We start from the raw sequence: 11,333 nt of genomic DNA, 5'->3' as shown, positions 1-11,333 counted from the left end.
CATTGCCCGATACGCCGCGGGGCGTCATAATGTAGCCCCTTTTTTGTTCCCCTACATGTGGAAGGTTACCGTGACTCAGAAGCCCGACCAGTGTCTTGGTGAGTGGATCGATCGTGAAGCCCTGGCTGAAGCGATGATCCCGCTTATCGGTCAGCTCTACCGCAACAACAACGTGGTGAGCTCGATCTATGGCCGCAGCCTGATCAACCGTTCGGTTATCTCGATCCTCAAAGCCCACCGCTTTGCCCGTCACCGTCAGACCGACGAGACCGAGCTGTCCGTCCACGAGACATTCCCCCTGCTCAAGGCCATGAGCGAGCTGAAGCTGGGCGCCGCCTCGGTGGACCTGGGCAAGCTGGCCAACAAGTTCAAGGCCGAAGGCAATGGCCGCAGCGCCGAGCAGTTCGTCCGTGACGAACTGGCCGACGTCGTGGGTCAGCAGAACGCTTCCGCACGCAAGGGCACCGACGTCGTGCTGTACGGCTTCGGCCGCATCGGCCGCCTGCTGGCGCGCATCCTGATCGAGAAGACCGGTGGCGGCGACGGCCTGCGCCTGCGCGCCATCGTCGTGCGCAAGGGCGCCGAGAACGACCTGGTCAAGCGCGCCAGCCTGCTGCGCCGCGACTCGGTACACGGTCCGTTCGACGGCACCATCGTCATCGATGAAGCCAACAACACCATCACCGCCAACGGCAACCTGATTCAGGTGATCTACGCCAAGAGCCCGAGCGAAGTCGACTACACCCAGTACGGCATCAACGATGCACTGATCGTCGACAACACCGGTGTCTGGCGTGACGCCGACGGCCTCGGCCAGCACCTGGCCTGCCCGGGCGCCGCCCGCGTGATCCTCACCGCGCCTGGCAAGGGCGCGCTGAAGAACATCGTGCACGGCATCAACCACGGCGACATCAGCGCCGACGACAAGATCATCTCGGCGGCGTCCTGCACCACCAACGCCATCGTGCCGGTGCTCAAGGCCATCAACGACCAGTACGGCATCGTCAACGGCCACGTCGAAACCGTTCACTCGTTCACCAACGACCAGAACCTGATCGACAACTTCCACAAGGGCAGCCGCCGTGGCCGCGCCGCGCCGCTGAACATGGTCATCACCGAGACTGGTGCCGCCACTGCCGCCGCCAAGGCGCTGCCAGTGCTCAAGGGCAAGCTGACCGGTAACGCGATCCGTGTTCCGACGCCGAACGTGTCGATGGCCATTCTCAACCTGAACCTCGAGAAGGCCACCAACCGCGAAGAGCTGAACGAGTACCTGCGCCAGACCGCCATGCACTCCGAGCTGCACAAGCAGATCGACTACGTCAGCTCCCAGGAAGTGGTATCGACCGACTTCGTCGGTTCGCGCCACGCCGGTGTGGTCGACGCCGAGGCGACCATCTGCAACGACAACCGTGTTGTCCTGTACGTCTGGTACGACAACGAATTCGGTTACAGCTGCCAGGTGGTGCGCGTGATGGAAGACATGGCCGGTGTGAACCCGCCAGCGTTTCCACGCTGATCCGCTTGTAATGCGTTGAGAAAACGGGAACCTTCGGGTTCCCGTTTTTTTTTGCCTGATAACTGCTGTGCCTGTACCGGCCTCATCGCCGGCAAGCCTGCTCCCACAGAGGCGCTGGCGCCGAGCCTTTTGTGGGAGCCGGCTTGCCGGCGATGAGGCCAGTGCAGTCTCCTGAGAGCTCTCGTTTGCGCGCGATACTACTGTTGTCCATCCTTACGCTGCTTTCAGCCTGCAAGCCAACCCCGACCCTCGAGCGCTTCGGCGGCCCGACCATGGGCAGCAGCTACAGCATCCAGTACGTGCGCCAGCCAGGCGGCCCGGCGCCGGAGCAGGTGCAGGCGGCGGTCGAAAGCGTCCTGCAGGCCATCGACGCGCATTACTCCACCTACCGCGGCGACTCCATCGTCAGCCGTTTCAACCAGTTGCCGGCCAACCAGTGCCTGCCCATCGATGCCGACATGCTGGAGCTGGTTACTTTCGGCCAGCACCTGGCCGAACAGAGCCAGGGTGCCTTCGACCTTACCGTCGAACCGCTACTCGACCTCTGGGGCTTCGGCCCGCAAGCCCGCGAAATGCAGGTGCCGGAGCCGCAGGCGCTGGCCAGGGCGCGCCTGCGCGTGGGTTACCGCCACCTACGCCTCGAGGGTGAGGCCCTGTGCAAGGACGCCGCCATCGAGCTGGATTTCAACAGCATCGCCGCCGGCCACTCCGTCGACCTGATCGCCCAACGCCTGCGCGCCATGGGCATCGACAACTTCCTCGCCGAGGCCACCGGTGAGCTCAAGGCCGTGGGCCGCAAGCCCGACGGCAGTGCCTGGCGAGTGGCGCTGGAGCTGCCGCGCGAGAATCGCCAGATCGCCCGCCAGGTCATCGACGTGCAGGACCTGGCCGTGTCGACCTCGGGTGACTATCGGCATTATTTCGAGGACAATGGCCGGCGCTATTCGCACACCTTCGATGCCCGCCTCGGGCGCCCGGTCGCCCACGACCTGGCGGCGGTGACGGTGCTCGATGCCTCGGCGTTGCAGGCCGACGGCTACTCGACCCTGTTGTTGATCCTCGGGCCGCAGCAAGGCTGGGATTTCGCCATCGCCCACGGTATCGCCGCGGTGCTGGTGACCCGGGTCGAGGGTGGTTTCGTCTCCCGTTCCACGCCGGCCTTCGAGCGGCGAGTGAAAGGCGAGTGAAAGGCGAGTGAAAGGCAAGCCACGGATGATCGAAGCCAGGGAAACGGTGAAACGACATGTAGTGCAGGCAATAATGGCCTACGACGCGACCAAGGGTTAATGTGCGCGGCGTTCACGCTTGATTAGACTGCACCCGAATTTTCTCATGGCGCCCCGGCGACATGATCGCGCCCCGCGGCCACCCGGCCGGCGGGCCAGTTCTGAAGGAGTACGCATGGCTGTCTACAACTACGACGTAGTGGTGCTGGGTTCCGGCCCGGCCGGTGAGGGCGCGGCAATGAACGCCGCCAAAGCAGGGCGCAAGGTGGCCATGGTCGACAGCCGTCGCCAGGTCGGTGGCAACTGCACCCACCTGGGCACCATCCCGTCCAAGGCACTGCGTCACTCCGTGCGGCAGATCATGCAGTTCAACACCAACCCGATGTTCCGCGCCATCGGCGAGCCGCGCTGGTTCTCCTTCCCCGACGTGCTCAAGAGCGCCGAGAAGGTCATCAGCAAGCAGGTCGCCTCGCGCACCGGCTACTACGCGCGCAACCGCGTCGATGTGTTCGTCGGCACCGGCAGCTTCGCCGACGAGCAGACCGTCGAAGTGGTCTGCCCCAACGGCGTGGTCGAGAAGCTCAACGCCAAGCACATCATCATCGCCACCGGCTCGCGCCCGTACCGTCCGGCCGACATCGACTTCCACCACCCGCGCGTCTATGACAGCGACACCATCCTCAGCCTCAGCCATACCCCGCGCAAGCTGATCGTCTACGGCGCCGGGGTGATCGGTTGCGAATACGCCTCGATCTTCAGCGGCCTGGGTGTGCTGGTGGAGCTGGTCGACAACCGCGGCCAGCTGCTGAGCTTCCTGGATTCGGAGATTTCCCAGGCGCTGAGCTACCACTTCAGCAACAACAACATCACCGTGCGCCACAACGAGGAGTACGACCGTGTCGAAGGCCTGGACAACGGGGTGATCCTGCACCTGAAGTCGGGCAAGAAGATCAAGGCCGACGCCTTGCTGTGGTGCAACGGGCGTACCGGCAACACCGACAAGCTGGGCCTGGAGAACATCGGTATCAAGGTCAACAGCCGTGGCCAGATCGAGGTCGACGAGACCTACCGCACCAGCGTGCCGAACATCTACGGTGCCGGTGACGTGATCGGCTGGCCGAGCCTGGCCAGCGCCGCCCACGACCAGGGCCGCTCGGCGGCCGGCAGCATCGTCGACAACGGCAGCTGGCGCTTCGTCAACGACGTGCCGACCGGCATCTACACCATTCCGGAGATCAGCTCGATCGGCAAGAACGAGCAGGAACTGACCCAGGCCAAGGTGCCCTACGAAGTGGGCAAGGCCTTCTTCAAGAGCATGGCCCGCGCGCAGATCGCTGGCGAGCCGCAAGGCATGCTGAAGATCCTGTTCCACCGCGAGACCTTGGAGGTCCTGGGCGTGCACTGCTTCGGCTACCAGGCCTCGGAGATCGTCCACATCGGCCAGGCGGTGATGAACCAGCCGGGCGAGCAGAACAACCTGAAATACTTCGTCAACACCACCTTCAACTACCCGACCATGGCCGAGGCCTATCGGGTAGCCGCCTATGATGGTCTGAACCGGCTTTTTTGAGCGGCTCCGACCGGTGGCCTGAGCCGGTCGGGGAGACCGATTTCAGCCCTACCCGAGGGTGGTCCTGGCCAAACCGGGAAAGTCTGTAATCAGGCTGTCCACGCCAAAGTCAGCGAGCCGGCGCATCAGTGCCGGTTCGTTGACCGTCCACACCGACACGTGCAAACCCTGGCGCTGCGCCTTGATCAGGCGCTCGGGGGTGCATAGCGTCCAGTTCAACGCCAGCATCTCGCAGCCGTAGTTCTGCGCGACCTTCAACGGGTCGAGCCAGGCATACTCGGCGACCAGCCCGCGCTTCACATCCGGCACCAGCTCCTGGGCGGCGCCGAGCACTTCCCGTGAGCTCGAGGTGATGGTCACCTTGTCCAGCAGGCCGTGCTGCAGGGCCAGTTCGCGGATCGCCAGCACCGTGCTGGCGGCGCGGGTGCGCGAGGCGCTCTTGACCTCCAGTTGCCAATGCTCGAACGGGCACTTCGCGAACAGCTCCTCGAGCCGTGGGATGGGGCAGGGCTGCACATGGCCCGGCCCGCCTTTGCGGGCATCGTAAGTCACCAGCTCGGCGGCGGTGTGCTCGACCACCTTGCCGCGCCGGCCGGTGGTGCGCTTGAGGGTCGGGTCGTGGATCACCATCAGCTCGTTGTCGGCCGACAGGTGCAAGTCGAGTTCGCAGCGGTCCACGCCATGGGACAGACACTGACGGAAACTCTGCAGGGTGTTCTCGGGTGCTTCGCCCTTGGCGCCGCGGTGGCCATAGATCAGGGTCACGTTCGTTCCTTCAAATCAGGGAAAAAGGGCTTATGCGTCCGGCTGGTTCTGCTCCAGCGCCTGGCGCCGTTGCTGTTGCTGGCGCTGCAGGATGTAGCGGGCCAGGAGCTGGCGCTGGGCGTCGGTCATGTCGATGAATTCGGTGCCGACCTCGAAGTCGCCGTCCGGGCGCGGGTCGCAATGGGTGACCCGGCCGCGCAGCAGCAGGCCATGGGCACGGGGCATCAGCACCATCTTCACCTTGACCCGGGTGCCGGGCGCGATCTTCTGCGCCTGGGCGAACTCGATGCCGCCTTCGGAAATGATCACCGGCATCGGCTGGCCGATTTCGCCGATCAGGGTTTGTGCGACCACGGCGCTGAGCAGGTCGAGGCGTTTGTTCTGGGCGCGCAGGAAGGCGGCCAGGGTACGGTCCTTCTCGCTCAGTTGGCGCAGCAGGTGTTGCGACTCGAAGTCGGACAGGTGCAGTTCGCTGAGCAGGTTGAACAGCTCCGAATCATCCTGCAACAGTTCTGTCTCAAGGGCTTCGGCCGCGCTGAGGGGGCTGATTTGAAGTGCGATCCGATCTTCGATGCGGTAGTATTCGCGGCGATCTTCTTCGTCTAATGTCGTCATGGCGAACCCAAGGTTACGGCGGTGGTCCGAGTGTAAAGCCGCCGTAGGCGCCTCGCCACAAGGACGTTCCCTTTCATCCGAACAAGCCCCGACATGTTCAGACCTCTATTCGTATTCATTGGTACGCGCTACACCCGTGCCAAGCGCCGCAATCACTTCGTCTCGTTCATTTCGCTCACCTCGATGATCGGCCTCGCCCTGGGCGTGGTGGTGATGATCGTGGTGCTGTCGGTGATGAACGGGTTCGACCACGAGATGCGTACCCGCGTGCTGGGGATGATCCCCCATGCCACGCTGGAGACCGGCCAGCCGATCAACGACTGGCAAGCCCTCGCCTCTAAAGTAAAGCAGAATCCGCAGGTGCTGGCGGTCGCGCCCTTCACCCAGATGCAGGGCCTGCTGACCCATGAGGGCAAGGTGCAGAAGGTGCTGCTCAACGGCATCGACCCGGCCCGCGAGCGCGAGGTGTCGATCATCGACAAGTTCGTCCTCGACGGCAGCCTCGACAAGCTGGCGCCGGGCGAGTGGGGCATCATGATCGGCGACAAGGCCGCGCAGAAGCTGGGTGTGGCCATTGGCGACAAGCTGACCTTCGTCGCCCCCGAGGTCAGCGTCACCCCGGCGGGCATGTTCCCGCGCATGAAGCGCTTCACCGTGGTCGGCACCTTCCATGTCGGCGCCGGCGAGATCGACGGCTACCTGGGCCTGACCAACATCGCCGACCTGTCGCGCCTGCATCGCTGGAAGGCCGATCAGGTCCAGGGCGTGCGCCTGAAGTTCGACGACCTGTTCCAGGCGCCGCGCGCCACCTGGGCCATCGCCCAGCAGCTGGGCGAGCAGGAGTACTACCCGCGGGACTGGACCCGCACCCACGGCAACCTGTACCAGGCGATCCGCATGGAGAAATCCATGATCGGCCTGCTGCTGCTGCTGATCGTCGCGGTGGCGGCGTTCAACATCATTTCCACCCTGGTGATGGTGGTCAACGACAAGCGCGGCGACATCGCCATCCTGCGCACCCTGGGCGCCACGCCCGGGCAGATCATGGCCATCTTCATGGTCCAGGGCACGGTGATCGGCGTGGTCGGCACGCTGATCGGCGCGGTGCTGGGCATCCTTGGCGCGCTCAACGTGAGCGCGGCCATCGCCGGCATCGAAGCCCTGATCGGGCACAAGTTCCTCAATGCCGACGTGTACTTCATCGATTACCTGCCGTCGCAGATCCAGGCCCAGGACGTGTACATGGTCTGCGGTGCGGCGCTGGTCCTGAGTTTCTTCGCCACCCTGTACCCGGCCTGGCGCGCCTCGCGCACCCAGCCTGCAGAGGCGCTACGTTATGAGTGAGTCGCGCATGAGTGATAAAGCCGTGTTGAGCTGCCGCAACCTGGGCAAGAGCTACGAGGAAGGCCCGGAGTCGGTGCAGGTGTTGTCGGGGTTGAACCTCGAGCTGCACCCGGGCGAGCGGGTGGCCATCGTCGGCAGCTCGGGTTCGGGCAAGAGTACCCTGCTCAACCTGCTGGGCGGCCTCGACACGCCGACGCAGGGCAGTGTCTGGCTGGCCGGCGAAGAGCTGTCGGCACTGGGCGAGCGGGCCCGCGGCCTGCTGCGCAATCGCGCGCTGGGCTTCGTCTACCAGTTCCACCACCTGTTGGCAGAGTTCACCGCCCTGGAGAACGCCTGCATGCCGCTGCTGATCGGCAAGACCCCGATCAGCGAGGCCCGCGAGCGCGCCGAGGCGCTGCTCAAGCGCGTCGGCCTGGGCCACCGCCTCAATCACAAGCCGGCCGAGCTGTCCGGTGGTGAGCGCCAGCGCGTGGCGATTGCCCGAGCCCTGGTCAACCGCCCGGGCCTGGTGATGCTCGACGAGCCCACCGGCAACCTCGACCACCATACCGCCCAGGGCATCCAGGAGCTGATGCGCGAGTTGTCTACCCACTCGCAGACCGCCTTCCTGGTGGTGACCCACGACCTCAACCTGGCGCGCCAGATGGACCGCGTGCTGAGCCTCGAAGACGGGCACCTGGTGGCGATCTGAGTCGCTTGCGCGGGGCCCCGTGAGGCGGCCCCGGTTCTTTTTCTACTTGGGTGTTCCCGTTCATGTTCAGACCCTTGTCCTTGTTCATCGGTGCTCGCTACACCCGTGCCAAGCGCCGCAACCATTTCATCTCGTTCATCTCGATGACCTCGATGATCGGCCTGTCGCTCGGCGTGCTGGCGATGATCACGGTGTTGTCGGTGATGAACGGCTTCCAGCGCGAGATGAGTTCGCGGGTGCTTGGCCTGGTGCCGCACGCTGCGATCCTCGGCGCGCAGCCGCTGGACGACTGGCGTACGGTGGCCAACGCCGCCGAAGGCAATCCGGCGGTGATGGCTGCCGCGCCGATCACCGAGATGGAAGGCATGCTCTCGTACAAGGGGGCGATGCAGCCGATCCAGGTTGCCGGCATCGACCCGGCCGAGGAAGGCAAGGTCTCCATCGTCACCCAGCATATTGTCCAGGGCAGCTTGCAGGCATTGGTGCCAGGTGAGTACGGCGTGGTCATCGGTGAGTTGACGGCACGGCGTTTTCGCCTGAACACCGGTGACAAGCTGACGTTGATCGTGCCGGAGATCAGCAAGGAGCCGGGCGGCATTACCCCGCGCATGCAGCGCCTGACTGTGGTCGGTATCTTCAAGGTCGGTGCCGAGCTGGATGGTTCGCAAGCCTACATCCACGTCGCCGATGCCGGCGAGATGCAGCGCTGGGCCCCGGGCCAGGTGCAGGGCGTGCGTCTGAAGCTGCATGACCTGTATGCCGCGCCGCAAGTGTCCAAGGCCATCGCCGCGGGCCTGGGCGAAGGCTACCGCGCCGATGACTGGTCGCATACCCAGGGCAGCCTGTTCAGCGCGATGAAGATGGAAAAGACCATGATCGGCCTGCTGCTGATGATGATCATCGCCGTGGCCGCGTTCAACATCATCGCCACCCTGGTGATGGTGGTGAACGACAAGGGCGCGGACATCGCCATCCTGCGCACCATTGGCGCCACACCGGCGCAGATCATGGGCACCTTCATGGTCCAGGGCAGCTTGATCGGTATCGTCGGCACCTTGCTTGGCGGGGTGCTGGGGGTGATCCTGGCGCTGAACGTCAGCGCGGTGGTCGGTTGGCTCGAGCGAGTCAGCGGCCAGCATATCTTCACCTCCGACATCTACTTCATCAGCAGCCTGCCGTCGGAGCTGCAATGGGGCGATGTGGCGATCATCTGCGTGGCGGGGCTGGTGATGAGCTTCCTGGCGACGATCTACCCGGCCTATCGCGCCTCGCAGATCGAGCCGGCCATGGCGTTGCGTTACGAGTAAGGCATGGCAGTACCGGGAGGCGCTTTGCGCGCCTTTCGCCGCGGTTCGTCGCCACGACAAGCCGGCTCCCACAGGTATAGCGCTTGGCTTGAGGGCGGCGCGGTCGGGGTGGGAGCTGGCTTGCCAGCGATGGGCTGCATAGCAGCCCCTACGCGGGCAACTCGATCACGAACCGCGTCCATCCATCTTCACACTCCGCCCGAATTTTCCCACCGTGTGCCTGCACGATCGAGCGGGTGATCGCCAGTCCCAACCCCGCATGCTCGCTGCTGCCTTCCTGGCGCGCCGGATCCGCCCGGTAGAAGCGGTCGAACAATCGCTCAAGCAGTTGCGGCGCAATCGCCGGCCCGGTGTTGGCCACCACGATGCGCAGCCCAGGCTCCAGGCTTACCTGTATCTCGCCCCCGGCGGGGGTGAAGCGCAGGGCGTTGTCCAGCAAGTTGGATAGCGCCCGGCGCAGCATGTGTCGGTCGCCTTCGGTACGGGCCTGGCCCTCGCGCAGCAAGCGCACCTCGGCGTCCTCGGCCAGTGTCGCGTAATACTCCAGCAACGCATCGACCTCCGTCGCCAGGTCCAGCGGCTGGCGGCTGGGCATCAACAAGCCGTGGTCGGCCTTCGCCAGGTAGAGCATGTCGTTGACCAGCTGGGCCATCCATTGCAGCTCCTCGAGGTTGCCGTGCAGGGCCTCGCGATACTCCTCGAGGCTGCGCGGACGGGTGAGGGTGACCTGGGTGTGGGTCAGCAGGTTGGACAGCGGCGTGCGCAGCTCGTGGGCGATGTCGGCGGAGAACGCCGACAGGCGCTGGAAGGCATCGTCCAGGCGCTGCAGCATGGCGTTGACGGTGCCGGCCAGCTCGGCCAGCTCTTCGGGCATCTCGGCGGCCGGCAAACGCGTGGTCAGCGAACCGGCGTTGACGCTGGCGGCGACCTTGCCCATCTGCCGCAGCGGCTTCAAGCCGCTGCGGGCGGCCCAGGCGCCGAGCAGCGCGGTGACCAGCGCGCTGAGGCCGACGGTGAGCCAGATCAGGCGCTGCATGCCTTGCAGGAAGTGCTGGTGATGGGTGATATCGAGGAATAGAGTCAGTTGCGGCGAAGCGGGCTGACCGTCGACCAGGGGCGCGCTCAGACTGCGGTAATCGACCCCGTGGCTGTGCAGTGTGGCCAGGCCGGTAGGGGCGGGGGCCTGCGGTAGCTCGCCGCGGCTGGCGAACCAGGGCGTGCCGTCGGCGCCGCGCACGCGCAAGGCCAGGTCGGACTGGTGGCTCAGTTCGTTGAGCAGTGCCGGTAGCCGCGTGGCCAGTTGCTCCTGGGTGGTGACGCCGGCGAGCAGGCTGCTCATCAATGAAAGCCGGCCACTGAGCAACTGTTGGTCGAGTTCGACGAAGTGCTGCTCGCTGGCGCGACCGAACAGCAGTCCGGCGCCCAGCGAAACGCTGGCGGTGCAGGCGGCGAACAGCAGGGCCAGGCGGCTGCCGAGCGATAGGCGGCGCATCAGTCCTGGCGCTCTTCGAGCACATAGCCCATGCCGCGCACGGTGTGGATCAGCTTGGTGGCATGGCTGTCGTCGATCTTCAGGCGCAGGCGGCGGATGGCCACTTCGATGACGTTGGTATCGCTGTCGAAATTCATGTCCCACACCTGCGAGGCGATCAGCGACTTGGGCAGCACTTCACCCTGGCGGCGCAGCAGCAGTTCGAGCAGGGCGAATTCCTTGGCGGTCAGGTCGATGCGCTCGCCGGCGCGCTCTGCGCGGCGGCGGATCAGGTCCAGGCGCAGGTCGGCCAGGGCCAGGCAGGTATCCTGGCTGGCACTGGCGCCACGGCGCAGCAGGCTGCGCACGCGGGCCAGCAGTTCGGAGAAGGCGAAGGGTTTGACCAGGTAGTCGTCGGCGCCCAGCTCCAGGCCATGCACGCGGTCCTCGACGGCGTCGCAGGCGGTGAGGAACAGCACCGGGGTGTCCAGCCCGGCCTGGCGCACCGCCTGGAGGATCTGCCAGCCGTTGCGCCCCGGCAGCATCACATCGAGGATCAGCAGGTCGTGGTCGCCGTTCAGGGCCAGGTGCTGGCCGGTGTCGCCGTCGCTGGCCAGTTCGGTGGCGAAGCCGGCCTCGCTCAGGCCCTGGCTCAGGTACTGGCCGGTCTTGGCCTGGTCTTCGACGATCAGCAGTTTCATGTGTTTACCAACGGTTCGGGCCAACGTGATGCCGAAATGATACGTGACGATCTGGCGGCCTGCCCAAGCTGACAAAGTTGTAATCTTCCCGTCAGCCAGCTGCCAGCCAGCTTTTTCGACAATG

10 protein-coding genes are annotated in these 11,333 nt (G+C 65.1%); 6 read left to right on the top strand and 4 right to left on the bottom strand.

From position 1 onward, the window contains the following. The first annotated feature begins 55 nt into the window (after nt 1-55). The 3 genes from KSS90_RS17610 to sthA all read left to right on the top strand — a co-directional run bounded on the left by KSS90_RS17610 (nt 56) and on the right by sthA (nt 4,315). A complete protein-coding gene (locus KSS90_RS17610) occupies nt 56-1,519 on the top strand; it encodes a glyceraldehyde-3-phosphate dehydrogenase (RefSeq protein WP_217866611.1) in 1,464 nt (487 codons plus the stop codon). Nucleotides 1,520-1,671: 152 nt separating this feature from the next. Then, nucleotides 1,672-2,706 (top strand): FAD:protein FMN transferase, encoded by a 1,035-nt coding sequence (locus tag KSS90_RS17605; protein ID WP_437180042.1) that lies wholly within the window; start codon nt 1,672-1,674, stop codon nt 2,704-2,706. A 214-nt stretch (nt 2,707-2,920) separates the two neighbouring features. Continuing rightward, entirely contained in the window at nt 2,921-4,315 is a 1,395-nt protein-coding gene (gene sthA / locus KSS90_RS17600; protein WP_023631920.1) for a Si-specific NAD(P)(+) transhydrogenase, read from the top strand. 48 nt (nt 4,316-4,363) lie between these two features. On the opposite strand, the gene KSS90_RS17595 is transcribed toward sthA, so the two are convergent. Both KSS90_RS17595 and KSS90_RS17590 read right to left on the bottom strand, forming a co-directional pair. Further along, the gene (locus KSS90_RS17595; RefSeq protein ID WP_038705752.1) at nt 4,364-5,080 is read right to left on the bottom strand and encodes a glycerophosphodiester phosphodiesterase; all 717 of its coding nucleotides are present in this window, start codon (nt 5,078-5,080) and stop codon (nt 4,364-4,366) included. 30 nt (nt 5,081-5,110) lie between these two features. After that, the gene (locus tag KSS90_RS17590; RefSeq protein ID WP_217866609.1) at nt 5,111-5,695 is read right to left on the bottom strand and encodes a PilZ domain-containing protein; all 585 of its coding nucleotides are present in this window, start codon (nt 5,693-5,695) and stop codon (nt 5,111-5,113) included. A gap of 93 nt (nt 5,696-5,788) precedes the next feature. Between KSS90_RS17590 and KSS90_RS17585 the strand changes: the two genes are divergently transcribed. From KSS90_RS17585 to KSS90_RS17575, 3 genes are all read left to right on the top strand, one after another. Then, nucleotides 5,789-7,039, top strand: a complete 1,251-nt coding sequence (locus KSS90_RS17585) for a lipoprotein-releasing ABC transporter permease subunit (protein ID WP_217866608.1) — start codon at nt 5,789-5,791, stop codon at nt 7,037-7,039. 7 nt (nt 7,040-7,046) lie between these two features. Beyond that, the gene (gene lolD, locus KSS90_RS17580; RefSeq protein ID WP_172670900.1) at nt 7,047-7,730 is read left to right on the top strand and encodes a lipoprotein-releasing ABC transporter ATP-binding protein LolD; all 684 of its coding nucleotides are present in this window, start codon (nt 7,047-7,049) and stop codon (nt 7,728-7,730) included. A gap of 62 nt (nt 7,731-7,792) precedes the next feature. After that, a complete protein-coding gene (locus KSS90_RS17575) occupies nt 7,793-9,037 on the top strand; it encodes a lipoprotein-releasing ABC transporter permease subunit (protein ID WP_217866607.1) in 1,245 nt (414 codons plus the stop codon). A gap of 148 nt (nt 9,038-9,185) precedes the next feature. On the opposite strand, the gene KSS90_RS17570 is transcribed toward KSS90_RS17575, so the two are convergent. Further along, entirely contained in the window at nt 9,186-10,529 is a 1,344-nt protein-coding gene (locus KSS90_RS17570; RefSeq protein WP_437180041.1) for a heavy metal sensor histidine kinase, read from the bottom strand. Beyond that, entirely contained in the window at nt 10,529-11,209 is a 681-nt protein-coding gene (locus tag KSS90_RS17565; protein WP_217866606.1) for a heavy metal response regulator transcription factor, read from the bottom strand. The genes KSS90_RS17570 and KSS90_RS17565 overlap by 1 nt, the downstream gene beginning before the upstream one ends. Between the last annotated feature and the right edge of the window lie 124 nt (nt 11,210-11,333).

It is taken from the genome of Pseudomonas maumuensis (genome assembly GCF_019139675.1).
Lineage (GTDB): Bacteria > Pseudomonadota > Gammaproteobacteria > Pseudomonadales > Pseudomonadaceae > Aquipseudomonas > Aquipseudomonas maumuensis.
This window is presented reverse-complemented; position numbering and strand designations above follow the sequence as displayed.

Bases quoted from the DNA above. Each gene is read 5' to 3' on its own strand.
- lolD (WP_172670900.1), top strand. From the start codon at position 7,047: ATGAGTGATAAAGCCGTGTTGAGCTGCCGCAACCTGGGCAAGAGCTAC.
- KSS90_RS17605 (WP_437180042.1), top strand. From the start codon at position 1,672: ATGAGGCCAGTGCAGTCTCCTGAGAGCTCTCGTTTGCGCGCGATACTA.
- KSS90_RS17565 (WP_217866606.1), bottom strand. From the start codon at position 11,209: ATGAAACTGCTGATCGTCGAAGACCAGGCCAAGACCGGCCAGTACCTG.
- KSS90_RS17610 (WP_217866611.1), top strand. From the start codon at position 56: ATGTGGAAGGTTACCGTGACTCAGAAGCCCGACCAGTGTCTTGGTGAG.
- KSS90_RS17590 (WP_217866609.1), bottom strand. From the start codon at position 5,695: ATGACGACATTAGACGAAGAAGATCGCCGCGAATACTACCGCATCGAA.
- sthA (WP_023631920.1), top strand. From the start codon at position 2,921: ATGGCTGTCTACAACTACGACGTAGTGGTGCTGGGTTCCGGCCCGGCC.
- KSS90_RS17575 (WP_217866607.1), top strand. From the start codon at position 7,793: ATGTTCAGACCCTTGTCCTTGTTCATCGGTGCTCGCTACACCCGTGCC.
- KSS90_RS17570 (WP_437180041.1), bottom strand. From the start codon at position 10,529: ATGCGCCGCCTATCGCTCGGCAGCCGCCTGGCCCTGCTGTTCGCCGCC.
- KSS90_RS17585 (WP_217866608.1), top strand. From the start codon at position 5,789: ATGTTCAGACCTCTATTCGTATTCATTGGTACGCGCTACACCCGTGCC.